Origin of the sequence: Amycolatopsis sp. CA-126428, assembly GCF_002904335.1 — a bacterium.
Classification (GTDB): Bacteria; Actinomycetota; Actinomycetes; order Mycobacteriales; family Pseudonocardiaceae; genus Amycolatopsis.
In genome coordinates this window covers 86,975-110,968 of the sequence record NZ_PPHF01000165.1, presented here as the reverse complement: position 1 = coordinate 110,968, position 23,994 = coordinate 86,975, and the positions used below count along the sequence as shown (strand labels likewise).

Genomic DNA, 23,994 nt, shown 5'->3' with positions numbered 1-23,994 from the left:
GGTCGGGAACGATTTCGGCCACAGCGAAACGTTCGGACCGCCGTGGCCGTGCGTCGAGGCCGGATGGCCGCCGGGCGTGCCGGGACGCAAAGTGATCGAATCCGACGTGAGCGACGCCGCTCCCGTCCTGACCGGAGGAGTACTGGCATGACCGGCCGCTGGATCGAGGTCGCCGACGGCGTCCACGCCCGCCGCTACGAGGAGCTGGACCTGACCGTCGGGCTGGTCGTCGGCGCCGAGCGCTGCCTGGTCGTCGACACCCGCGGCGACCTCGAGCAGGGCGCCGAGCTCGCCGCCGCGATCCGGGAACTCACGCCGCTGCCGTGGGCCGTGGTTTACACGCACGCGCACTTCGACCACGCCTGGGGCACCGAGGCGTTCCTGCCCTGCGAGATCTGGGCGCACGAGCGCTGCGCCGCCGAGCTGAGCGCGGACCTCGAGGCCACTCGCGCGAAATGGGTGGCCCACTACCGCGAAGAAGGCAAGCCGGAGATCGCCGACGCGATTTCCCGCACCACCATCACCGCGCCGGACCACACGGTCACCGGCCGCGTCGAGCTGGACCTCGGCGCCCGCACGGCGGTCCTGCTGCACCCCGGCCGGGCGCACACCGACCACGACGTGGTGGTCCACGTCCCGGACGCGGCGGTCGTCTTCGCCGGCGACGTCGTCGAGCACGCCGAGGCGGGGTTCAGCGAGTACTCGTTCAGCTCCGAAACCGACCTGACCGCCTGGCCGGACGCGTTCGACGCCATCCTCGCGCTCGAACCCCGCGTCGTCGTCCCCGGCCACGGCGACCCGGTGGACGCGGAGTTCGTGCGCTACCACCGCGACGGCCTGCACGAGCTGATCACGCTCAAGGCGGGCGTGGGCCGCGGCGAGACGACCGAGGTGGCCGCCGTGGCCGCGTCCCGCTACCCCGGCGACGTCACCCTGGCCGCGCTGGCGACTCCCTAGTCGAAGTTCAGTTCGCCCGACCGGGTGCGCTTGAGCTCGTAGAAGTCCGGGTAGCTCGACAGCGCCACCGCGCCGTCGAACACCTTCAGCGCGTCTTCGCCGCGCGGGATCGAGGTCAGCACCGGGCCGAAGAACGCCACGCCGTCGATGTGGATCGTCGGGGTGCCGACGTCCATGCCGACCGGGTCCATGCCCTCGTGGTGGCTCTTCTTCAGCGCCTCGTCGTACTCGGCCGAGTGCGCCGCGTCGGCCAGTTCGGCGGGCGCGCCGATGGCGGCCAGCGCCTCCTTGATGACCGCTTCCTGGTCCTTGTTGCCCTGGTTGTGGAAGCGGGTGCCGAACTCGGTGTAGTACTCGCGCAGCAGCTCCTCGCCCTTGAGCTGCGACAACGCCACGGCCACGCGCACCGGGCCCCAGCCCTTGGCCAGCAGCTCCTTGTACTGCTCGGGCAGCTCGTCCCGGCCTTCGTTGAGCACCGACAGGCTCATGATCCGGAAGCGGAGGTCCAGGTTGCGGTGCTTCTCCACCTCCAGGATCCAGCGGGAGGTGATCCACGCGAACGGGCAGATCGGGTCGAAGTAGAAATCGACCTTCGTGGGCTGCTCGGCAGCGGTCATCTGGGTACTCCTGAGTCACGTCTCGGTGTGGGCGGACCCCCACACGACGGGCCAACACCGGGAAACGCGGGGTTGTTCCCTTATCGCCCGCCACCCCGTCCCCATGATTGGATGCGGGGAGTTGAAAACCGATACCAACGACCAGAGGTGCCTGTGCCCGCCCCCAACCTGACCCGCGACCAAGCCAAGCTGCGCGCGGATCTGCTCGACGTCACCGGTTACGACATCGAGCTCGATCTGACCGACGGCCACGGCGGACCCGGGGAGAAGACCTTCGCGTCGAAGACGACCGTCCGGTTCTCGAGCGACCGGGCCGGCGAATCGACGTGGGTCGACATCGTCGCCGACCGCGTGCACTCGGCCACCCTGAACGGCGCGGACGTCGATGTCAGCGCGTATGTCGAGGACAAGGGCATCGCGCTGGCCGGGCTGGCCGCGTCCAACGAGCTCACGGTGACCGCCGACTGCCGGTACATGAACACCGGCGAAGGCCTGCACCGGTTCGTCGACCCGGTCGACGACGGCGTCTACCTGTACACGCAGTTCGAGACGGCGGACGCCAAGCGCATGTTCGCCTGCTTCGACCAGCCGGACCTGAAGTCGGTCTACCGGCTCACGGTGATCGCGCCGAAGGACTGGAAGGTCGTCTCCAACGCCATCGTGGAGTCCGCCGAGGAGACGCCGGAAGGCGCCGTCCGCACGGTGTTCAAGGAGTCCGAGCGGATCTCCACCTACCTCGTGGCGCTGGTCGCCGGCCCGTACGCCGAATGGCGTGACGAGTACACCGACGACCACAAGACCATCCCGCTCGGCATCTACTGCCGCGCGTCGCTGGCCGAGCACATGGACGCCGACCGGCTGTTCACCGAGACCAAGCAGGGTTTCGGCTTCTACCACGAGAAGTTCGGCACGCCGTACCAGTTCTCCAAGTACGACCAGCTGTTCGTGCCGGAGTTCAACGCGGGCGCGATGGAGAACGCCGGCGCGGTGACGTTCCTGGAGGACTACGTCTTCCGCAGCCGCGTCACCCGCTACGCCTACGAGCGGCGCGCCGAGACGCTGCTGCACGAGATGGCGCACATGTGGTTCGGCGACCTGGTCACCATGCGCTGGTGGGACGACCTGTGGCTGAACGAGTCGTTCGCGACCTTCGCGAGCGTCCTGGCCCAGGCCGAGGCGACCGAGTACAAGAACGCGTGGACCAGCTTCGCGAACATCGAGAAGTCGTGGGCCTACCGCCAGGACCAGCTGCCCTCGACGCACCCGATCGCGGCCGACATCGTCGACCTGCACGCGGTCGAGGTGAACTTCGACGGCATCACCTACGCCAAGGGCGCGAGCGTGCTCAAGCAGCTCGTCGCCTACGTCGGCCTGGACCACTTCCTCGACGGCCTGAAGGTCTACTTCGGCAAGCACGCCTGGGGCAACGCCACGCTGGCCGACCTGCTGGGCGCGCTGGAAGAGGCGTCCGGGCGCGACCTGTCGTGGTGGAGCGCGCAGTGGCTGGAGACCACCGGGCTGAACTCGCTGAGCCCCCGCTACGAAGTCGGCGCCGACGGCAAGTTCACGTCGTTCGCCGTCGTGCAGTCGGGCGCGAAGCCGGGCGCCGGTGAGCTGCGCACGCACCGCGTCGCGGTCGGGATCTACGACGAGGACGGCTCGGGCAAGATCGTCCGGACGCAGCGGGTGGAGCTGGACGTCGACGGCGAGCGCACCGAGGTGCCGGACCTGGTCGGCCTGCCCGCGGGCAAGCTGGTGCTGGTCAACGACGACGACCTGACGTACTGCACGATGCGCCTCGACCCGGCGTCGCTGACCACGCTGATCGACCGCGTCGCCGACATCACCGAGCCGCTGCCGCGCACGCTGTGCTGGTCGGCGGCGTGGGAGATGACCCGCGAAGCCGAGCTGAAGGCCCGCGACTTCGTCACGTTGGTGCAGCGCGGAATCCACACGGAGACCGAGGTCGGCGTGGTCCAGCGGCTCCTGCTGCAGGCCCAGACGGCGCTGAACTCGTACGCGGAGCAGGAGTGGGCGGCCTCGACGGGCTGGCCGGCCTTCACCGCGCGGCTGCTGGAGCTGGTCCGGGCCGCCGAGCCCGGTTCGGACCACCAGCTGGCGTTCGTCAACTCGCTGGCCGGTTCGGTGCTGGACTCCGCCACGCTGGATGTGCTGGCGGGCTGGCTGGACGAGTCGGCCCCGCTGCCGGGCCTCACGGTGGACACGGACCTGCGCTGGCGCCTGTTGCACGCGCTGGTGGCCCACGGAAAGGCGGCCGCGGAGGAGATCGACGCGGAACTGGCCCGCGACAACACGGCAACGGGCCGCCGCCAGGCGGAGCGCGCCCGCGCATTGCGCCCGACAACGGAGGCCAAGGCCGACGCGTGGCAGCGGGCGGTGTACGACGACGAGCTGCCGAACGCGGTGAGCGACTCGTTGATCTCGGGCTTCTCCCACCCGGGCCAGAAGGCCCTGCTGGGGTCTTACGTGCCGCGTTACTTCGAGGTGATCGACGAGGTCTGGCAGCGGCGCTCGAGCGAGCGAGCGCAGCCGATCGCCATCGGCCTGTACCCGTCCTGGGCGGTCGCCCCGGAGACGGTGACGGCCTCGGACGAGTGGCTGGCGGGCGAGCACCCACAAGCCCTGCGGCGGCTGGTCTCGGAGGGCCGCGCGGGCATCGTGCGCGCCCTGGCGGCACGGGACTTCGACGCCCAGGCCTGAGTTCGGATCCAACGGCGGGTCGTGCCTCGGCACGGCCCGCCGTTCGGCGCCGCTGCGTCAGCCACGGTCGGCCCGGCAGAATTCGCCCCGGCACCGCCGTCCCCGGCACAAACCGCCCTCCGGCCACACCCCCCTGCCGACCCGATACGCAGCCGCCTCAGCGGCCGTCAGGCCGTGTCAAGGCACGCTTTCCCGCCTTGACACGGCCTGACGGCCGCTGAACAATCCGGCGTTCGGGCCGGCGGGAAAACCCCGGCAGAGCCACCCGGCACAGCCCGCCCTCCCTGGGGGCTGCCCCCGCTTCCAGCGTATCGGCCGCCCCGGACAAAAAACCCGACCAAGCGCCGAGAGCAGCCTGGTTATCCCCACCCCGGCAACAATGTGGACAACCAAGGCGACCCGGCGCAGACAACCGCCCCGAGCCCAGCTCCGAACACGAAAAAGCCCCGCACCTCAATCCGAGGCACGGGGCGCTTCCGTAGAACCAGACAAGCTCACCGAGGCGCAGGACCAGCCTGGTCCGAAAGCATCCGCAGCGCGTTCACGAGCCCGTTGACCAGTCCGCGAACCAGGTCACCCTCCTTGAACGACGCCACCATGCTCGCCACGGCCAGCTTGGCCCCCCGGTCCGGAAGCCGCAGGTACGCAGCCCTCCCCGTGACGATCTCGATCTTCCGCTCCCCCGGGGAGACCGCGATCAGCACCGAGTTCGACGGGTCCGCCGTCGTCGCGTGCAGCTTCTCCGCCGCCGAGCGGCTGTCCTCGCCCAGCTCACCCAAGTACAGGCTGAAGTCCAGCCCGGTCTCGCGCGAAGCGAAAGTCAGCGCCTCGTCGAGGCGGGCCAGCTGGCGGGTGTTGAACGGCCCGGACGGTGCCTCCGGCTCGTACATCTTGGCCGCGGACACCCGCCCGGTGGCCATCAGGGCCTCTCCGTAGCCCAGCTCGGACTCGTCGACGCGCTTCGTCAGCTCACCAGTTGCCACGAGCGCCTCCCGCCGCGGTCGGGGCGCCCTCGGGCGCGCTGTTCTCGGTGCCGGCGTGCCGGTGTCCCGCCCCGTCGGGGTTGGCGCTCCACCACATGGCCGGGTACTCCCAGGCCTGGCCGCTCCGGTGCCGCGAGGCACCGCCGGACCTGCGCCGGAGCGTCAGCAGCCCGGCGAGGCCGTAGATGGCCAGCGGGATCACGGCGAAGACCACGATCGTCTCGACGATGTTCACGGCGCTGAGCGTATCGGATGACCTCCGCGCCCACCGCGCCCACCGCGCGCGGCGCACTCGACCGTTCGTCGTAAGCCGAGTGCCGTCCGCCGCTTGGCTCGCGGCCACTGGAACGTTGGGGCGAAGACCGTCGGGCCGAAAGGTTGCAACTCAACGTACAGGCGGCCGCACCCGCCGCTGTCGTCTTGTCCGGACCTTGAAATCCTCGTAGCTTTTTCACCTGTACGGGCCTTGCGCCCCGCTCTCCAGCCCCAGCAGGTAACGCACCGGTCCCAGGAGGCCCCGCCATGAACAGCGTCCGCACGTCCGCACAGGCGATCACCGAGACCACCCCGTCACTCAGCGACATCGAATTCACGCCCGGAACGCGTGTGACGGCGGGCACAAGGGTTACCCGGGGTACACGCGTCACTCGCGGTACACGGGTGACGGCCGGAACCCGCGTCACCATGGGCACCCGGGTGACAGCCGGCACGCGCGTCACCCGAGGGACCCGGGTCACGCGCGGCACTCGTGTCACGATGGGCACGCGTGTGACGGCCGGCACGCGAGTCACCTGCGGCACCCGCGTCACGCGAGGGACCCGGGTCACTCGCGGCACGCGCGTCACCATGGGCACCCGCGTCACCTGCCAGAGCGACTTCGCCCTCGCTGCCTGACAGACCTCCAGGGCCACGCGCTACCTGAAGCACTCCGCGCAAGCACCCGGCTCGCCCCGGCCGCCGCAAGGCAGCCGGGGCGCCGGCTTGTCCGGGCCCGTTTCGTCCGGGCTCCGCTCGCCTGGCGGAGCTAAGCGGCGGAGCCGAGATACGGCCGCCAGAGCGGGTCGGCCTCCTTGGAGTGCGCGAGCAGCCGCCAGTGCGGGCCGTGGGGCGCCCGCGGGACGATGCGCAGCCGCCAGCCGATCTCCGAGAGCAGCCGGTCCGCTTTGCGGTGGTTGCACTTGGCGCAGCAGGCGACGCAGTTGGTCCAGCTGTGGGGGCCGCCCCGGCTGCGCGGGATGACGTGGTCGATCGTCTCGGCCCGCCCCCCGCAGTAGGCGCAGCGGTACCGGTCGCGGTGCATGAGTCCCGCACGGGTCAGCGGCACCTGCGCGCGATACGGTACGCGCACGTACGTGCTCAGGCGGATCACCGAGGGCACCGGCAGCGAAACCTTCGCCGAATGCAACTCGATCCCGCCGGGGTCACCGTGGACCACTTCGGCCTTGCCGCACATGACGAGCACGACCGCGCGCCGCAGCGGCAACGCGGTCAGCGGCTCGAAAGTGGCGTTGAGCAGGAGCACCCGGCGCCGGCCCCAGGTCGGGGCGGCCGGATCCCGGCCTCTACTACGCTGTCCGGGCGGGCGGGTCACTCCCCCTGGGCGGGTCCCCGGCCCGGCCGGGACGGCTCCGCCGGATGCGGAACCCCCCGGATAGGCACGCAGAACCACCTCTGGCGTCTCGTCGGCCGTGGCTTGGCCGGAGACGCCGCGGGGGCTGGGTTGTCGGTCTGGCACTCGACCACCTCCAGGGGCGTAGGCATAGTCGACCACAGAACAGGCCCCCAGCGCACGTGTGTTACAAGACGTGTCACATCCCCGCGACCCAACATCCACTCGGCGTTGGGGCGGCCGACCCGATCGGAAGGATGAACGAACCGCCGTGCTCTCCCTGCTTCCCTCCGCCGACCCGCCTTGCGTGAAGGACCCCAGCACGTTCTGCTACACGGTGTACGACGTCACGAACAACCTGTGGCTGGCGGGCTCGGCGAACTGGCTGATCACCAAGCCGGTCAAGATCCTGATGATCATCGTGATCGCGTTCCTGGTGCGCCTGATCCTGAGAAGGCTGATCAACCGCGTCACGACCCTGCCGAAGACGGGCGGCAAGCTCCCGTCGCTGCTGCGCCCGCTGCGCGAGCGCGCCCCGGAGGTGCTCGGCTCGGCCGTCATCGAACGGCGCCGCCAGCGCGCGATGACCATCGGCTCGGTGCTGAAGTCGATGGCGACGTTCCTGGTCTACGGCCTGGCCTTCATCCTCGTGCTGGGCGAGCTCGGCATCAACCTGGGCCCGATCATCGCCTCGGCGGGCATCATCGGCGTCGCGATCGGATTCGGCGCGCAGAACCTGGTCAAGGACTTCCTGTCCGGGATCTTCATGATGGTCGAGGACCAGTACGGCGTCGGCGACGTCGTGGACGTCGGCGAGGCGTCCGGCACGGTCGAGTCCGTCGGCCTCCGGATCACGACGCTGCGTGACGTCAAGGGCACGGTCTGGTACGTCCGCAACGGCGAGGTGCTGCGCGTCGGCAACTCGAGCCAGGGCTTCGCGGTGGCGCTCGTCGACGTCCCCCTCGGCTACACCGCCGACGTCGAGCGCGCGGCGGCCGTGCTCGCGGCCGCGGCCTCCACCGCCACCGAGAGCGACGCGCTGAAGGACAACATCCTCGAGCCGCCGGAGATGCTGGGTGTGGAAAGCGTCACACCGGAAGGCCTCCAGCTGCGCCTGACGGTGAAGGTGCGGCCCGGCAAGCAGTGGGCGGTGCAGCGGGCCTTGCGCGCCCAGCTGCTGGCGGCCCTGGAGGAGGCCGGCTTCGACCCGCCCCTCGGCCGGCTGTTCCCGCCCGCGGCCCCGGCGGGCGGGAAGTAACGGCCGCGAGCGCCGTTACGCTGGGGAGCGGGTTCGCGACGAACCGGTATTGAGCGGACCGGCCGTCGGGAACCCGCACCCCAAGGGCAAAATGGAAGGCGTGTCTGCAGTGAGCGAACCGGCGAACCTCTACGAAGCGGTCGGCGGCGAACCGACGTTCCGCCGGATCGTCGGGCGGTTCTACGAGGAGGTCGCGCGCGACGAGATCCTCCGCCCCCTCTACCCCGAAGAAGACCTGGGGCCCGCCGAGGAGCGGTTCCGGCTGTTCCTCATGCAGTACTGGGGCGGCCCGCACACCTACTCCGACCAGCGCGGGCATCCGCGGCTGCGGATGCGGCACGCGCCGTTCAAGATCGGGCCGCTGGAGCGGGACGCCTGGCTGCGCTGCATCCGGATCGCCGTCGACGAGGAGAACCTGGAAGAGCCGTACCGCGGCCAGCTCTGGGCCTACCTGGAGATGGCCGCGCACAGCATGATGAACAGCTTCGTATGAGAGCAGAAGCCTGGTGGCGCGACGCCGTCTTCTACCAGGTCTACGTACGCTCGTTCGCCGATTCGGACGGTGACGGCGTCGGAGACCTGGAAGGCATCCACTCCAGGCTCGGTTACCTGGAGCTGCTGGGCGTCGACGCGCTGTGGCTGACGCCGTTCTACCGCTCCCCCATGGCCGACCACGGCTACGACATCGCCGACCCGCGGGACGTCGACCCGATGTTCGGCACCCTCGGCGACTTCGACGTCCTGCTGACCGAGGCGCACAAGCGCAACATCAAGGTCACCGTCGACGTCGTGCCGAACCACACCAGCAACCAGCACGCCTGGTTCAAGTCGGCGATGGCCGCCGCGCCGGGCAGCCCGGAGCGTGACCGCTACATCTTCCGCGACGGCGTCGGCCCGAAGGGCGAGGACCCGCCGAACAACTGGGTCAGCGCGTTCGGCGGTCCGGCCTGGACCAGGGTGCCGGACGGGCAGTGGTACCTGCACCTGTTCGCGCCGCAGCAGCCGGACCTGAACTGGGCCAACCCGGAGGTCGCCGCCGACCTCGAACGCACCCTGCGGTTCTGGCTCGAACGCGGCGTCGACGGCTTCCGCATCGACGTTGCCCACGGCATGGCCAAACCGCCCGGCCTGCCGGACATGGACCCGCGCGCCGGCGGCCAGGGGCCGAGCCACTACTACGACCCGCGCTGGGACCACGACGGCGTCCACGAGATCCACCAGATGATCCGCAAGGTGCTCGACGAGTTCCCGGACGCGATGGCGGTCGGCGAGATCTGGGTGACCGACGAGGAACGCCTGTCGCGCTACCTGCGGCCCGACGAGCTGCACCTGGCCTTCAATTTCCGGCTGGTGCTGACCCACTTCGACGCCGACGCCATGCGCACGGCCATCGAGCGCTCCCTGACGGTCCCGGCCCGCACGAGCGCCCCGGCGACCTGGACGCTGGGCAACCACGACGTCTGGCGGCAGGTCAGCCGCTACGGCGGCGGTGCGGTGGGCGTGCGGCGAGCGCGGGCGATGGCGCTGGTGGAGCTGGCGCTGCCGGGCACGGTGTACCTGTACAACGGCGAAGAGCTGGGGCTGGCGAACGTCGAGCTGTCCCTTTCGGAAATGGCCGACCCGCGCGCGAAGACCAGCGGGGCCGAGTTCGGGCGGGACGTCTCGCGGGTGCCCCTGCCGTGGGAGGGCGACCTGCCGCCGTTCGGGTTCTCGCGCAACCCGCGTACCTGGCTGCCCATGCCGTCGGAGTGGGCCGGGCTGACCGTCGAGAAGCAGATCGAGGACGCGGACTCGACGCTCTCGCTGTACCGGGCCGCGATCGAGCTGCGGAAGACGCATCCGGCGTTCAGCGGCGACGAGCTGGAGTGGTACGGCGCGCCGGCCGGGTGTTTCGCCTTCCGGCGGCGCGGGGGTGGGCTGGTGTGCGCGCTGAACACTTCGGCCTCGCCCATCGCGTTGCCGCCGGGTGAGGTGCTGCTGTCGAGCAGCCCGCTGGTGGACGGGAAACTGCCCGCGGACTCGGCCGTCTGGCTCGTCTAGCCCTGGTCGCCCGGGCCGGAACCGTCGTCGAAGGCGCCGCTCGCCAGCCACGCCACCAGCGCCGCGGCCTGGAGGTAGGGCGCCGCCTGGGCAGCCGCCCGGCCCGCCGCACGCGTGCGGCCCCACCTCTCAGGTCTTTCGGCGCGCTCCGGCGCCCGCTCACCCGCCGGACGGTCGCGCCGCCACGGGGTTTCCTCGTCGGCGCGCACCGCGTCGAGGAAGTCCGCCGTCGGATCTTCGTCCGCGCTCACGCCTCCAGCGTGCCACCGCCCGGCGAGGAACGGTGGCGGCCGTAAGAACTCCGTCAGAACAAGTCAGAACAGCAGGGGCAGCAGCGCGTGCCGGCGCCGGACGATCGCGCCGTACCGGGCGTCCAGGCGCAGCCACGAGTCCGTCGCCGTCACGCGGACGACGTCACCCTCGACGTCCGAATCCACGAAACCCATGCCGGACATCGCGAACAGGCAGCGCATCTGCACCTTGACCTCGACCGAACCGCCGCTCACGGTCAGGACCGCCTGGTCCATCAGCGACGCCGGCGGCGTGCCGTGCGGGCCGGCGTTGTCCCTGGCCAGGGTCACGCCGCGGTCCGCCAGCTCCGACACCACCCGCGCCGGGAGCTCGTCGATCAGCGGCCAGCGGCCCGACGAGGGCAGCTCGCCGTGCCACAGCAGGTCGCGGGCCGGGCCCGGGTCCATCCGGGGTCCGCCCGCGACGGTCAGCGCGGCGAGCAGCTCGTTGCCGGACACCGTGACGTCACCGGGGGTGACGTCGCCGGCCACCGCGCGGGTGGCCAGGCACTCGAACGGCGTCGCCGTCCAGGCCTCGACCACGCCGTCGCCGCGCTGCCGCAGCCGGACCGCCGTCTGGCCGTCCAGCCGGACCGCCCGGGCGACGAACGCCCCGAGGGTCTCCCGGTCGGCCGCGTCCGGCACGAACAACTCAGGCATCCGCGAACCCCTGCTTCAGAAACTCCGACTCGGCCGGGGTGAGCCTACGCGGCCGCAGCTCGACCGTGTCGTACGGCGCCAGCAGCGTCTCGGCCGTGACCGCCACCGGGTCGTCCGCGGCCGACCCGGTGCGCACGCGGTAGGCCAGGGTGAAGCTCGCCGCGCGCAGCTCGGTCAGGTCGATCTCGATCCGCAGCTGCTGCCCGGACACCACGATCGGCGCCTTGTAGGCCACTTCGAGGCGCACCACGACGATGCCCTTGGGCAGCTGTTCGAGCCCGGCCTCGGTGGCCCCTTCGAACAGCAGCGGGATGCGCGCCTCTTCGAGCAGCGTCACCAGCTTCGCGTGGTTGATGTGGCCGTAGACGTCCATGTCCGTCCAGCGCGGACGGACGTGCGAAACGTAGGTCACCGTACCGTGCTCCGGATCTGGCGGGCCGCCACCGAAAGCGTCGCCAAGTCGTGCCGGCCGGACTTGGTGATCTCGTCGAGCGCGACGCGCGCCCGCTGCAGCCGGGACGCGTTCGTCTTCTCCCACTGCGCGATCTTGGCGTCCCCGGACGAGCCGGGATCGCTGTGCCGCAAGGCGTCCAGCGTGATCGCGCGCAGCGAGCTGTAGACGTCATCACGCAAGGAAAGCCGGGCGAGCGCGTGCCAGCGGTTGCCGCGTTCGAGCTTGCTGATCTCGGTGAGCATCTGGTCGATGTCCAGGTGCGCCGAGAGCGCGTAGTACAGCTCCGCCGTCTCGGCCGGGCTGTGCGTGGCGTCCACACCGATCTGCTGCTCGGCGAGCTCGGCCACCTCGGTGACGTCGAGCAGGCCGTAGGTGTGCAGCAGCAGCGAGACCCGGCGCGCCAGCCCCTCCGGGACGTTCGCGGCGATCAGCTCGTTCACGTGCTTCTCCACCGACTCGGCCTCGCGGCCGCGCAGCAGGTCGCCGAGCTTCGGCACGAGCTTGCCCAGCACCCGGCCGAAGCGCTTGATCTCCGAGAGCGGGGCCAGCGGCTGCGGCCGGTTGGTGAGGAACCAGCGCGCGGCCCGGTCGAGCAGCCGCCGCGTCTCCAGCACCATCGCGTCGGCGACGTCGGTGTGCACGACGTTGTCGAGCGCGTCGATCTCCTGCCACAGCGCGGGCAGGTCGAACACCTGCGTCACCACGGCGTACGCGCGCACCGCGTCCGTCGCCGTCGCGTTCATCTCCTCCATCAGCCGGTAGACGAACGAGATGCCGCCGCCGTCGACCACTTCGTTGGCGATCAGCGTGGTGATGATCTGCCGGCGCAGCGGGTGTTCGCCGATCGCGGAGCCGAACCGCTCGCGCAGCGGCTTCGGGAAGTACTCGGGCAGCCGGGCCGCGAACACCTTCGAGTCGGGCAGGTCGCTGGCCAGCAGCTCGTCCTTCAGCTCCAGCTTGACGTGCGCGAGCAGGGTCGCCAGCTCCGGCGAGGTGAGGCCCTTGCCCGCCTTCTCCAGCTCGCGGAACTCCGAGTTGCTCGGCAGCGCTTCGAGCTTGCGGTCGAAGGCGCCCGCGGACACCAGCGCCTGCACCTGGCGCGCGTGCACCGACAGCATCGGCGCGGCGTGCGCCCGGCTCACGCCGAGGACGGCGTTCTGCCGGTAGTTGTCCTCGAGGACCAGGGCGCCGACCTCGTCGGTCATCTCCTCCAGCAGCTCGTTGCGCTGCTCGCGCTCGAGCTTGCCGGTCTGGACGAGGTGGTCGAGCAGGATCTTGATGTTGACCTCGTGGTCGGAGCAGTCGACGCCGGCCGAGTTGTCGAGCGCGTCGGTGTTGATCTTGCCACCTTCGCCGTCCGGCCCGCCGCGGCGGGCGAACTCGATCCGGCCCAGCTGCGTGAGGCCGAGGTTGCCGCCTTCGCCGAAGACCTTGACGCGCAGCTGGTGGCCGTCGACGCGGATGGCGTCGTTGGCCTTGTCACCGGCGGCCTGGTGGGATTCGCTCTCCGCCTTGACGTAGGTGCCGATGCCGCCGTTCCACAGCAGCTCGACCGGGGCCAGCAGGATCGCCTGGATGAGGTCCATCGGCGCCAGCGCGGTGACGCCCTCGCCGAGGCCCAGCGCCGTGCGGACCTGCGGGCTGATCGGGATCGACTTCGCCGTGCGCGGGTAGATCCCGCCGCCTTCGCTGATCAGCGAGCGGTCGTAGTCGTCCCACGAGCTGCGCGGCAGGTCGAACAGCCGGCGCCGCTCGGCAAACGACGTTGCGGCATCGGGATCGGGGTCGAGGAAGACATGCATGTGGTTGAAGGCGGCGACCAGGCGGATGTGCTCGGAGAGCAGCATGCCGTTGCCGAAGACGTCACCCATCATGTCGCCGATGCCGACCACGGTGAAGTCCTCGGCCTGGGTGTCCTTGCCCAGCTCGCGGAAGTGCCGCTTGACGCTCTCCCAAGCGCCCTTCGCCGTGATGCCCATGGCTTTGTGGTCGTAGCCGACCGAGCCGCCGGAGGCGAACGCGTCGCCCAGCCAGAAGCCGTACTGCGCGGACATCTCGTTCGCGATGTCGGAGAACTTCGCGGTGCCCTTGTCGGCGGCGACGACCAGGTAGGAGTCGTCGGCGTCGTGCCGGACGACCCCCGGGGCGGGCACGGTCTTGCCCTCGATGCGGTTGTCGGTCAGGTCGAGCAGGCCGGAGATGAACATCCGGTAGCAGGCGATGCCCTCGGTGAGCTGGGCGTCGCGGTCGATGCTCGCGTCCCCGGTCGGGGCCGGCGGGCTCTTGACGACGAAGCCACCCTTCGCGCCGACCGGCACGATCACCGCGTTCTTCACCGCCTGCGCCTTGACCAGGCCGAGGATCTCGGTGCGGAAGTCCTCACGCCGGTCCGACCAGCGCAGGCCACCGCGCGCGACCTCGCCGAAGCGCAGGTGCACGCCCTCGACCCGCGGGGAGTACACGAAGATCTCGAACTTCGGCCGCGGCTCGGGCAGGTCGGGCACGCCGGCCGGGTCGAGCTTGATCGACAGGTATTCGCGGGGTTTTCCGTCGGCGGCGGTGACGTGGTAGTTCGTCCGCAGCGTGGCCCGGATGACGGCCATCAGCCGGCGCAGGATCCGGTCCTCGTCGAGGCTGGTGACCTCGTCGATCATCGCGTTCAGCTCGCTCGCCAGCGCGTCCGTGGCGGCCTCGCGATCGGCGTCCGACAGTTCGGGCGCGAACCGGGCCTCGAACAGCCGCAGCAGCTTGGTCGCGACCGGCGTGTGGTTCAGCAGCGTGTTCTGGATGTAGTCCTGGGAGAACGCGCTGCCGGCCTGGCGCAGGTACCGCGAGTAAGCGCGCAGCACGGCGACCTGGCGCCAGGTGAGCCCGGCACGCAGGACGAGGCCGTTGAGGCCGTCGACCTCGGCATCGCCCCGCCAGGCGGCCTCGAAGGCGTCCTGGAAGCGGCCGCGCAGCTCTTCGACGGCGTGCTCGTCGGACTCGTCGAGCATCTTCTGGTCGACGCGCAGGCCGAAGTCGTAGATCCAGCACGCGCCGCCGTCCTCGCGGTGCAGCTCGTACGGCCGCTCGTCGACCACCTCGACGCCCATGGCCTGCAGCACCGGGAGCACCTTCGAGAGCGTGACGCCCTCGCCGCGCAGGTAGAGCTTGAAGCGCCGCTCACCCGGCCCGGCGCCGGCGGGCTGGTAGAACGACAGCGCGAGGTCGCCTTCGTCGGTGAGCGAGTCGAGCGAGCGGAGGTCGGCCAGCGCCTCTTCGGCGGTGAAGTCCTCCTTGTAGCCCTCGGGGAAGACCATCGCGAAGCGCTGGCCCTGCTCGGTGGCCGATTCCTCGCCGACGATCCCGACCGCGACGCCGCCGTCGGCGCGCTCACGGCGTTCGTCGAGGACCGCCTCGACCATCCGGTCGTCCCAGGTGCGGACGGCGTCGTTCAGCCGGTCCTGGATGTTGAGCGTGTCCGGTTCGAGGCGGCGGGCCGGGTCGGTGTGCACGACGAAGTGGACCTGGGCCAGGACCGTCTCGCCGATCCGCGCGCTGTACTCGAGCTGGGTGCCTTCGAGCTCTTCGAGCAGGACTTCCTGCATCGCCAGCCGCGAGCGCGTCGTGTAGCGGTCGCGCGGGAGGTAGACGAGGCAGGAGTAGAAGCGGCCGTACGGGTCGCGGCGCAGGAACAGCCGCAGCCGGCGGCGGTCCGACAGCGTGATCGCGCCGGTCGTCGTCGAGTAGAGCGAGTCGGTGTCGGCGGAGAACAGGTCGGCGCGCGGCCAGTTCTGCAGGATCTCCAGCATCCGCTGGCCGGAGAACGACTCGATCGGGAAGCCCGCGCGGTGGATGACCTCGCGGACCCGCTTGCACACCACGGGGATGTCGAGGACGTTCTCGTGCAGCGCGGTGGTGGTGAACATGCCGAGGAAGCGGTGTTCGCCGGTGACGGTGCCCTCGGCGTCGAAGGTCTTCACGCCGACGTAGTACGGGTAGACCGGCCGGTGCACGGTCGAGGGGGCGCTGGCCTGGGTCAGCACCAGCAGCGTGGGCGCGAGCGCGGTGGCGGCGGTGTCCGGGCCGGCGGTGAGGCCCCGGGCGGCGAGGCTGTCCTGGCGCAGCACGCCCAGGCCGGAGGCCAGCACCGCACGCAGGGCGGGTGCAGTGTGCTCTTCGGTGTCCGGGTGCGGGTTGTCGATCAGTTCGTAGCGCCGGTAGCCGAGGAAGGTGAAGTGGCCGTCGGCCAGCCAGCGCAGCAGGCGGGCGCCCTCGGCGACCTCGCCCTGGGGCAGCTTCGGTGGGGCCGTCTCCAGTTCGCTCGCCAGCTGGCACGCGGTCTGGGCCATCTTCTCGGCGTCCTCGACGACCTCACGGACGTCACCCAGCACGCTGGAGAGCCGGTTGTCGAGCTCGCGGGCCCGGTTGCGATCGGTGACGAAGTCGATCTCGATGTACATCCACGACTCGGCGGCCGAGTTCGCGGGCGGCTCGGCCGGGTCCGCTTCGGGGTGGACCTCCTGCAGCTCGCCGGTGAGGTCGCGGGTGACCACCACGATCGGGTGAACGATCCGCTGCACCTGGACGCCGTCCCGGGCGAACTCGGCGGCGATCGAGTCGACCAGGTAGGGCATGTCGTCGGTGACGACCTGCACCACGGTGGCTTCGCGAGCCCACCCGTCTTCGGCGACGGTCGGGTTCAGCAGCCGCACGGCCGGGCGGCCGGGCATCCGGTGCTTGGCCAGCTGCAGGTGCGACCGGACGGCGCCGACCAGGTTGACCGGCTCGTCACCGACGATCTCTTCGGGCGGGATGTGCCGGTAGTAGAGCCGGATGAGCTCACCGATCTCCGGCGCCAGCCCGGCCGCGGCGTCGATCAGGTCGTCCCTGATCTGCTCCGGGCTGGCCGGGGAGCGCTGGCCGAATTCGGGTTCGGTTTCGGCTCCGGTTCCGGGTAGTGACGAGACTCCGGTCGAGCTCATTTGAGGCAACTCTCCAGTTTGCGTGAGGTGGCACCGTGCCGGTTCGGCGTTGAGCCGGCCACCCCACACTAATGCGCGCGATCCGGGATCACATGAAGACCCGGAGGTTCCCCGAGCCCCGAAAACCCTTCCGGGGCTTGGGATTCGCGTGATCGGTCAAGCTACTGACGGGTTGTCTTCCCGGCCCCGGCGCGGCGCTGACCAGCCGTGCTCGGCGGACGCCACCCGCGGCGGGGCCAACGTGATCGGTTCAGTTGATCGGGCGTGCTGCCGTTCGGCGAACGCTGTCGGCCGGTCGGCGACACCGGAGTGCGACGGATCCCACTGCGGTCGCGGCGGGACAGGTCGGCGACGGATCGGGGTGGCTCAGCGACCGGACCGCGGCGGGGGTGAACTGGCCGCTGTGCGGTGCCGTGGTCGTCGACCGCGGCAAAACTGTCGGTGGCTGCCGGTAGCGTGGAAAACGGGGGGCGCCCCCGCGCGACTCAGCTGCGGCGGAACCCGGCCTGCGTGACTGAGGCTGCAGCGCGACTCGGCCTGCGGCGAGACTCAGGCTGCGGCCTGCAGAGGCGCGGCAAAGTGTCGGTGCCCGCCGGTAGCGTGGCAATCGGGGGCGGCGCCCAACGGCGCAGGCCGCGGCTCCCGGTCGGCCGGGCCGGCTTTACGAGTCCTCGGCAGGTCAGTCGCGCGAGCTGTGGCCGCGGGAGTCCGGCACCTCGGCGCCGTGGCCGTTGCGACCGTGGCCGTTGCGGCGGCCCGCGTTCTGGGAGTCGAGCTGCTTGACCAGCGCCGCCGCGCTGGCCGTGCCCGCCTGGTGCTCGGCGAGGGCGCGGGCGAGCAGGTCGGCGAGGCCGGCGTCCGGTGGGGGCTCGTCCTCCGCGATCGCGCGGGCGTAGCTCTCCGGGAACGGGGCCGTCGCCGGGGTCCAGTGGCCGAAGTCCTCCATCGGTTCCAGCGACGGTGGCATCCGCAGCCGCGGCAACCACGGCTCGGCTTCGTCGCGGTAGTCCGGCACGGACGGTGGTTCGTCCTCCGGCCGCGGCGGCGGGGCGAGCTCCGGCTCCGGACGCGCCGGTTCCTCGGCGCGCGGCCGGTCGGCGTCGTCCGCCCGGCGACGGCCCCCCGCGCTCCCGGAGGCCGAGATGCCCAGGCGGTCCAGCACCGAACGCGCGGCCTCCGAGCCGTGCTCGGCGTCGTGACGCGTCGACGGTGGCGGCTCCTGCCGCCGCCCCTCGGACCCCCACGACTCCCGCTCGGCGGCGGGCTCGGGTGCGAGCGGCAACGCCGGCGTGACGCGCGTGGGCGCCGACTCCCGTTCGGCCGCGGTCTCCCGCAGCCGAGCTTCGGCCAGCGCGGCCCAGGAGAACTTGGTCTTGCCGAGTTCGGCGGGCGGCGCCGCCTCGACGGCCTCCCGAGTGGGCCGCACGTCGGTCGGCTCGGGCCGCGCCTCGGCCGGCTCCGACGCGAAGTCCGGCTCACGCCGCACCTCACCGGGCTCCGACCGCGACTCCGGCTCGCGGCCTGCCGGCTCGGACCGGTACTCCGGACCCCGAGACTCAGCAGACTCGGACCGGTACTCCGCCCCAGGCGCTGACCGAACCTCCGGCTCCGGCCGCGGCACCGAAGGTTCCGACCCGAAGTCCGGCTCCCGGCCACGCTCCGCCAACCGCGGCTCAACGGGCTCGGGCCGCCGCCTACGCCCCGCTGACTCACCAGGCTCAGGCCGGTGCTCCGACCCCAGCCCAGCACCACGCTCCACCGACTCACCAAACTCCGGCCCGTGCCCCGACCGCTGCCCAGCTCCACGCCCCGCCGACTGGCCGGGCTCCGATCGGTGCTCCGCCCCTAGTCCATCGCCACGCCCCGCCGACTCACCGAGCGCCGGTCCGTACCCCGATTCCCGCCCAACGCCACGCCCCGCCGACTCACCGAGCGCTGGTCGGTACCCCGATTCCCGCCCAGCTCCACGCCCCGCCGACTGGCCAGGCTCCGATCGGTGCTCCGACCCCAGCCCAGCTCCACGCCCCGCCGACTCACCAAACTCCGGCCCCGAACCCAGCCCAGCCGCACGCGGTTCGGCCAGCTCGGGCGCCGACCTCGTCTCGACGGGGCCCGGCCGAAACACCGGCCGCGGGTCACCAGGCTCCGGCCGCTGCTCTCCTCGGCCCGGCCGCGAGGCGACCGGCTCCCGTGCCGTCCCCGGCTCACCAGGCCGGCGCTCCGGCGCCCGCACCTCGATCGGCTCCGGCCGCACCCGGGACCCCGGCTCGTCGCGCACCGCCGGCATCAACGTCGTCTCCGCCGCATCGGCGGTCACCCGCGGCCGTCCGAACGACCACGCCGGCGTCCGCGGCTCAGGCTGAGCGGGGGGAACCGGCTCGGCCGCAACAACCGGGACCGGCCGTGACGGCACCGCCTTCAGCACCTCGTCCAAATCCACCGAGGCCGGCTGCCCCGTGCCGAACTCGCCTGCCAGCACGCTGCACGCCTGCCGCCGGGCGCGGGCGTGCAACTGCTCCGCCGCCCGCGAGCGGTACAGGCACGCGATGGCCTCCTCCGCCTGCCCGAACCGCTCCTGCAGCTGCGCCAGCTCCAGCCACAACCGGGCGGTGATCGCCGACAGCCCGTGCCGGTCCGTGCTCGCCACGGCTTCGCGGACCAGCTCGATCGCCGCTTCGCCGGACCCCGCGGGCAAATGGACGCGCGTCGCGACGGCCAGCCGCAGCCAGCCCATCGGTGCGACGCCCGCCGCGCGCACCGGCTCGGCCAGCACCGGCTCCGCGATCTCGTACGCCATTTCGGCGTCGCCGCGGTCGAGCAGCGTGCTGACCAGCAGCAGCACCAGCCGGATGCGGACGAGACCGCCGTCGTCGGCCGGGTTGTCGAGCTTCTCCAAAAAACCGAGCCCGGTCCGGGCGGCGTCGGCCGCCGCCGTCAAGTCGCCGTGGCGCCGGCGGTGGGCGGCCGTGCCGACGCGCAGCAGCGCCCGCACCAGCAGCTGGGTGTCCGCACCCAGCGAGTCGTCGCCGACGACGAGCTTGTCCGCCTCCACGAGCACGCGGTCCAGCTCCGACTTGCGCCCGAGCTGGCCCAGGCAGCCCACCAGGTGGCACAACGCGGCCGCGCGGTGCACCGGCGAGACCACCGGGTTGGTGAGCACCGGCCGCAAGGCGGCGAGGCCGGTCAGCGGCACGCCGAGGCTGCGGGCGCAGACGGCGAGGTCGATGCGCAGGCGCGCGGCGATGTCGCCGTAGCCCGCGTGCTCGGCCGCGCGCAACGCCGCGACCGCGCGCCCGACGGTCCCCGGCCGGTCGCCGACCCGGACGCGCGCGGACACGACCAGGCTCTCGGCCCGGATCCACTGCTCGTCGGCGCTCGCGGCCTCGGCCAGCGCGGCCGCGCGCTCGCCGAGGACCAGCGCGAGCTCGGGCGCGCGCAGGTGCAGGGCGTCCGCCCGCTCGATCAGCCGGCCGACTGCGGAGAGGGTTCCCCCGGCATTGGCGGAGCGCCCGCTCTCAGTGCGCGAGAACGGGCCCGTCCGGTGCTGTTTGCTGGCTTCCACGGGGAAACCCGCCCCCTCAGTCGCGCTTCAGCTTGCGATGGGTGACGCGGTGCGGCCGGGCCGCTTCGGCGCCGAGCCGCTCGACCTTGTTCTTCTCGTACCCCTCGAAGTTGCCTTCGAACCAGAACCACTGCGCGGGGTTCTCGTCGGTGCCTTCCCAGGCCAGGATGTGCGTCGCGACCCGGTCGAGGAACCACCGGTCGTGGGAGATCACGACGGCGCAGCCGGGGAACTGCTCCAGCGCGTTCTCCAGCGAGCCCAGCGTCTCGACGTCCAGGTCGTTCGTCGGCTCGTCGAGCAGGATCAGGTTCCCGCCCTGCTTGAGCGTCAGCGCCAGGTTGAGCCGGTTGCGCTCGCCACCGGAGAGCACGCCCGCCGGCTTCTGCTGGTCCGGGCCCTTGAAGCCGAACGCGCTGACGTACGCGCGCGACGGCATTTCGGTCTGGCCGACGTGGATGTAGTCCAGCTCGTCGGAGACGACCTGCCAGACGGTCTTCTTCGGGTCGATCCCGCCACGGTTCTGGTCCACATAGGACAGTTTGACCGTCTCGCCGATCTTGACCTCGCCGCCGTCCGGCTCCTCGAGCCCGACGATGGTCTTGAACAGCGTGGTCTTGCCGACGCCGTTCGGGCCGATCACGCCGACGATGCCGTTGCGCGGCAGGTCGAACGACAGGCCGTCGATGAGGACGCGCTCGTCGAAGCCCTTGCGCAGCTTCTCGACCTCGACCACGACGTTGCCCAGCCGCGGGCCCGGCGGGATCTGGATCTCTTCGAAGTCGAGCTTGCGGTGCTTGTCGGCCTCCGCCGCCATCTCCTCGTAGCGATCGAGGCGCGAGCGGGACTTCGTCTGCCGCGCCTTCGCGTTGGACCGCACCCACTCGAGCTCGGTCTTCAGGCGCTTCGCGAGCTTCTGGTCCTTCTTGCCCTGGACCTCGAGGCGCTCGCGCTTCTTCTCCAGGTACGTCGAGTAGTTGCCCTCGTAGCCGACGACGCGGCCGCGGTCGATCTCCATGATCCACTGGGCCACGTTGTCCAGGAAGTACCGGTCGTGGGTGACGGCGAGGACGGCGCCGGCGTAGCGGGAGAGGAACTGCTCCAGCCACAGGACACTTTCGGCGTCCAGGTGGTTGGTGGGCTCGTCGAGCAGCAGCAGGTCGGGCGCCGACAGCAGCAGTTTGCACAGCGCGACCCGGCGGCGCTCACCACCGGAGAGGTGGGAGACGCCTTCGTCCGGCGGCGGGCAGCGGAGCGCGTCCATCGCCTGCTCGACGGTCGAGTCGAGCTCCCAGGCGTCGGCGTGGTCCAGCTCCTCCTGGAGCTGGCCCATCTCCTCCATCAGCTCTTCGGTGTACTCGGTCTCCATGAGCTTGAGGACCTCGTTGTACCGGTCGAGCTTGACCTTGACTTCGCCGAGGCCCTCCTCGACGTTCTGCCGGACGGTCTTCTCCTCGTTGAGCACCGGCTCCTGCATGAGGATGCCGACGGAGGCGCCGGGCTGGAGGAACGCTTCGCCGTTGCTGGCCTGCTCGATCCCCGCCATGATCTTGAGAACGGTGGACTTACCGGCACCGTTCGGCCCCACCACGCCGATCTTGGCGCCGGGGTAGAACGCGGTGCTGACGTCGTCGAGGATGACCTTGTCCCCGACGGTCTTGCGCACCTTCTTCATGGTGTAGATGAACTCGGCCATACCCACGATCGTAGAACGCGCTTGATCGCGGCTCGACGCCGGTCACCACCGCACTACCGAAAGTCAGCCCGAGATCACGGCGAGACTACCGAAACGGCCGTTTTCCTGGCAGCCGGACAGCGGCTCAAGCTCAACCGGACGTCGAGACTCAGTCGGCCCGCTTGCCCTCGGCGAGGTTCTTCAACATCGCGTTGTAGGCGTTCAGCTCTTCGTCGCCGGTCACCGCTTCGCGCCGGTCACGCCGCTTCGCCTCGCGCTCGTCCTGACGCGACCACTGCACCAGCAGCGCGATCAGCACCAGCAGCACCGGGACCTCGCCGGCCGCCCAGGCGATGCCGCCGCCGAGCCGCTGGTCGGCGAGCAGGTCGGTGACCCACGGCAGGTGCAGCTGGCTGTAGAAGGTCTGCCCGATGACCGTCTGCTTGCTCATCAGGATCACGCCGAAGAACGCGTGGAACGGCATCGCGGCGAACATCATCCCGAGCCGGCCGAGGTACGGGATCCGCCGCGGCGCCGGGTCGACGCCGATCACCGGCCAGTAGAAGACGTACCCGGCGAGCAGGAAGTGCCCGTTCATCGCCAGGTGCGCCCAGTGGTAGTTCAGGGCGGTGTCGAACAGGCCGGAGAAGTAGAGCGCGTAGAACGAGCCGACGAACAGCAGCAGCGCGACCACGGGGTGGGTCAGGAACCGCGACACCGGCGAATGCACGAAGGCGACGAGCCACTCGCGCGGCCCGGGCGGGGTGTCCTTGCCCGCGGCCGGCAGGGCACGCAGCGCGAGCGTGACCGGCCCGCCGAGCACGAACAGCACCGGCGCCACCATCGACAGCAGCATGTGGTTGCCCATGTGCACGCTGAACATCGCGGGCGCGTACCGGCCGACGCCCGACGACGTCGCGATCAGCAGCACCACGCAGCCGGCGATCCAGGCGACCGTGCGGCCCACCGGCCAGGTGTCGCCGCGGCGCAGCAGCCGCCGGACCCCGGCGAGGTACAGGCCGCCCAACACCAGCGCGAGCGTTCCGTAAACCAGGTCGAAGCGGGTGTCGAAGAGCAGCCGCCAGACCGTCGGCGCGCCGTCGAGGTTGTAGCCGATCAGCAGCTCGGTGGTGGACGGCTGGGTGATCGCGTCCGCCGGCGGCGGCGTCCTGGCCAGCCCGGACGCGATGCCGATGGTGACGAACATGATCAGGATCTCGACCGAGGCCAGGCGCAGCAGCTGGGCGCCCCCCTTGCCGTCGACGAGGTTCGCGACGCCCTTCTCGCGCTGCTGGTGGCCGAAGACACCGAGCAGCAGCAGCGCGACCGTCTTGGCCACCACGAGCAGGCCGTAGTCGGTGGTGAACAGGTCGTTCAGGCCGATCCGGACCAGCGCGTTGACCGCGCCGGAGAGCGCCATCACGATCCAGCAGACCAGGGCCAGCTTGGAGAACCGCTGCGCGGCCAGGCTCAGGTGGCCCCCGCGCCGGTACCCCAGCGCCAGCAGGGCGACCAGGCCGCCGACCCACAGCGCCGCGGCGACCAGGTGGAACAGCAGGCTGTTGGTGGCGACGTCGTGCGAGCCGCCGCTGGCCGAGTGCCCGGTGACGGCGACCGGGACCAGCCCGCCGACGGCGGCGAAGAACAGCACCGCCGTCCAGCCCCAGGACAGCGCGAGCCGGCAGCCGAGCGCGATGAGGATCGCGATCAGCGCCGTCCACAGCCACGCCTTCGGCTGTTCGATGGCGCCGACGAGGTCGAGCAGCGTCTGCGGGTCCAGGACGTCACCGAAGGGCTTTCCGGCGGTGTCGGCGGCGGTGAAGGCGACCGAGAGCAGGGCCGCGGCGAACCACACCCAGGCGGCGATCCCGGCCGCGCGCAGGGCGCCGTAGCCCTCGGGCCCGAGCGTCCCGGACTTCTGCGGCGGCACCAGGAAGGCCGCCAGCAGCAGCGACCCGACGCAGATCACCGACGCGGATTCGGACACCACGCGCATGACGGTGATGCCGTACTTGGTGACCAGCCCCGGATCGGGCAGGCCGGCGATGGCGTAACCGGCCCCGCCGGTGAGCGCGATCAGGCCGATCGCGACCACGGCCGCCAGCAGGACACCGACCACGAGCAGGGGCAGCACGCTGGCCCGGCGCTGGGTGGGGACGTCGGATTTCGTCGCGGACACGCCCCTGAGCGTAGGCCCAGCCCCG

17 protein-coding genes are annotated in these 23,994 nt (G+C 71.2%); 6 read left to right on the top strand and 11 right to left on the bottom strand.

Annotated elements, in window-relative coordinates:
- The first annotated feature begins 147 nt into the window (after positions 1 to 147).
- On the top strand, positions 148 to 957 hold the full coding sequence (locus tag C2L58_RS42870) for an MBL fold metallo-hydrolase (protein WP_103343344.1): 810 nt from the start codon (positions 148 to 150) through the stop codon (positions 955 to 957).
- On the opposite strand, the gene C2L58_RS42865 is transcribed toward C2L58_RS42870, so the two are convergent.
- Positions 954 to 1,574 carry a mycothiol-dependent nitroreductase Rv2466c family protein gene (locus C2L58_RS42865; RefSeq protein WP_103343343.1) on the bottom strand — a complete coding sequence of 207 codons (621 nt, stop codon included), beginning with the start codon at positions 1,572 to 1,574 and terminating at the stop codon, positions 954 to 956. The two genes, C2L58_RS42870 and C2L58_RS42865, sit on opposite strands and share 4 nt — an antisense overlap.
- A 153-nt stretch (positions 1,575 to 1,727) precedes the next feature.
- Here C2L58_RS42865 and pepN point away from each other — a divergent pair, with 153 nt between their 5' ends.
- A complete protein-coding gene (gene pepN, locus C2L58_RS42860; RefSeq protein WP_103343342.1) occupies positions 1,728 to 4,295 on the top strand; it encodes an aminopeptidase N in 2,568 nt (855 codons plus the stop codon).
- A 494-nt stretch (positions 4,296 to 4,789) separates the two neighbouring features.
- On the opposite strand, the gene C2L58_RS42855 is transcribed toward pepN, so the two are convergent.
- Both C2L58_RS42855 and ctaJ read right to left on the bottom strand, forming a co-directional pair.
- The gene (locus tag C2L58_RS42855; RefSeq protein ID WP_103343341.1) at positions 4,790 to 5,278 is read right to left on the bottom strand and encodes a DUF5130 family protein; all 489 of its coding nucleotides are present in this window, start codon (positions 5,276 to 5,278) and stop codon (positions 4,790 to 4,792) included.
- Entirely contained in the window at positions 5,265 to 5,513 is a 249-nt protein-coding gene (gene ctaJ / locus C2L58_RS42850) for an aa3-type cytochrome oxidase subunit CtaJ (protein ID WP_103343340.1), read from the bottom strand. Before ctaJ ends, C2L58_RS42855 begins: the two co-directional genes overlap by 14 nt.
- 287 nt (positions 5,514 to 5,800) lie before the next feature.
- Here ctaJ and C2L58_RS51095 point away from each other — a divergent pair, with 287 nt between their 5' ends.
- Complete coding sequence (locus C2L58_RS51095; RefSeq protein ID WP_103343339.1) at positions 5,801 to 6,172, top strand: hypothetical protein; 372 nt, start codon at positions 5,801 to 5,803, stop codon at positions 6,170 to 6,172.
- 130 nt (positions 6,173 to 6,302) lie between these two features.
- On the opposite strand, the gene C2L58_RS42840 is transcribed toward C2L58_RS51095, so the two are convergent.
- Complete coding sequence (locus tag C2L58_RS42840; RefSeq protein ID WP_013228590.1) at positions 6,303 to 6,800, bottom strand: HNH endonuclease; 498 nt, start codon at positions 6,798 to 6,800, stop codon at positions 6,303 to 6,305.
- A 394-nt stretch (positions 6,801 to 7,194) separates the two neighbouring features.
- Here C2L58_RS42840 and C2L58_RS42835 point away from each other — a divergent pair, with 394 nt between their 5' ends.
- From C2L58_RS42835 to C2L58_RS42825, 3 genes are all read left to right on the top strand, one after another.
- Positions 7,195 to 8,145, top strand: a complete 951-nt coding sequence (locus tag C2L58_RS42835; protein WP_103343489.1) for a mechanosensitive ion channel family protein — start codon at positions 7,195 to 7,197, stop codon at positions 8,143 to 8,145.
- A gap of 109 nt (positions 8,146 to 8,254) precedes the next feature.
- Positions 8,255 to 8,638: a globin gene (locus tag C2L58_RS42830; protein ID WP_103343338.1), complete on the top strand. Its 384-nt coding sequence runs from the start codon at positions 8,255 to 8,257 to the stop codon at positions 8,636 to 8,638.
- Positions 8,635 to 10,185 (top strand): glycoside hydrolase family 13 protein, encoded by a 1,551-nt coding sequence (locus tag C2L58_RS42825; RefSeq protein ID WP_103343337.1) that lies wholly within the window; start codon positions 8,635 to 8,637, stop codon positions 10,183 to 10,185. The genes C2L58_RS42830 and C2L58_RS42825 overlap by 4 nt, the downstream gene beginning before the upstream one ends.
- Here C2L58_RS42825 and C2L58_RS42820 read toward each other — a convergent pair.
- The 7 genes from C2L58_RS42820 to C2L58_RS42790 form a co-directional block, all read right to left on the bottom strand.
- The gene (locus tag C2L58_RS42820) at positions 10,182 to 10,436 is read right to left on the bottom strand and encodes a hypothetical protein (protein WP_103343336.1); all 255 of its coding nucleotides are present in this window, start codon (positions 10,434 to 10,436) and stop codon (positions 10,182 to 10,184) included. The genes C2L58_RS42825 and C2L58_RS42820 overlap by 4 nt on opposite strands.
- Positions 10,437 to 10,499: 63 nt before the next feature.
- Positions 10,500 to 11,135 carry a hypothetical protein gene (locus C2L58_RS42815; protein WP_103343335.1) on the bottom strand — a complete coding sequence of 212 codons (636 nt, stop codon included), beginning with the start codon at positions 11,133 to 11,135 and terminating at the stop codon, positions 10,500 to 10,502.
- Positions 11,128 to 11,547: an acyl-CoA thioesterase gene (locus C2L58_RS42810; RefSeq protein WP_103343334.1), complete on the bottom strand. Its 420-nt coding sequence runs from the start codon at positions 11,545 to 11,547 to the stop codon at positions 11,128 to 11,130. The genes C2L58_RS42815 and C2L58_RS42810 overlap by 8 nt, the downstream gene beginning before the upstream one ends.
- Positions 11,544 to 16,556, bottom strand: coding sequence for an NAD-glutamate dehydrogenase (locus tag C2L58_RS42805; protein WP_103343333.1), 5,013 nt, complete (start codon positions 16,554 to 16,556; stop codon positions 11,544 to 11,546). Before C2L58_RS42805 ends, C2L58_RS42810 begins: the two co-directional genes overlap by 4 nt.
- 679 nt (positions 16,557 to 17,235) lie before the next feature.
- Complete coding sequence (locus C2L58_RS42800; RefSeq protein WP_103343332.1) at positions 17,236 to 20,118, bottom strand: hypothetical protein; 2,883 nt, start codon at positions 20,116 to 20,118, stop codon at positions 17,236 to 17,238.
- A 16-nt stretch (positions 20,119 to 20,134) separates the two neighbouring features.
- Positions 20,135 to 21,811: an energy-dependent translational throttle protein EttA gene (gene ettA, locus C2L58_RS42795; protein ID WP_103343331.1), complete on the bottom strand. Its 1,677-nt coding sequence runs from the start codon at positions 21,809 to 21,811 to the stop codon at positions 20,135 to 20,137.
- Between the two features lie 148 nt (positions 21,812 to 21,959).
- Positions 21,960 to 23,969 (bottom strand): cytochrome c oxidase assembly protein, encoded by a 2,010-nt coding sequence (locus C2L58_RS42790; protein ID WP_103343330.1) that lies wholly within the window; start codon positions 23,967 to 23,969, stop codon positions 21,960 to 21,962.
- Positions 23,970 to 23,994 lie beyond the last annotated feature (25 nt).

Coding starts and splice junctions, on each gene's coding strand:
- C2L58_RS42825 (WP_103343337.1), top strand. CDS start 8,635: ATGAGAGCAGAAGCCTGGTGGCGCGACGCCGTCTTCTACCAGGTCTAC.
- C2L58_RS51095 (WP_103343339.1), top strand. CDS start 5,801: ATGAACAGCGTCCGCACGTCCGCACAGGCGATCACCGAGACCACCCCG.
- C2L58_RS42870 (WP_103343344.1), top strand. CDS start 148: ATGACCGGCCGCTGGATCGAGGTCGCCGACGGCGTCCACGCCCGCCGC.
- C2L58_RS42865 (WP_103343343.1), bottom strand. CDS start 1,574: ATGACCGCTGCCGAGCAGCCCACGAAGGTCGATTTCTACTTCGACCCG.
- C2L58_RS42815 (WP_103343335.1), bottom strand. CDS start 11,135: ATGCCTGAGTTGTTCGTGCCGGACGCGGCCGACCGGGAGACCCTCGGG.
- ettA (WP_103343331.1), bottom strand. CDS start 21,811: ATGGCCGAGTTCATCTACACCATGAAGAAGGTGCGCAAGACCGTCGGG.
- C2L58_RS42805 (WP_103343333.1), bottom strand. CDS start 16,556: ATGAGCTCGACCGGAGTCTCGTCACTACCCGGAACCGGAGCCGAAACC.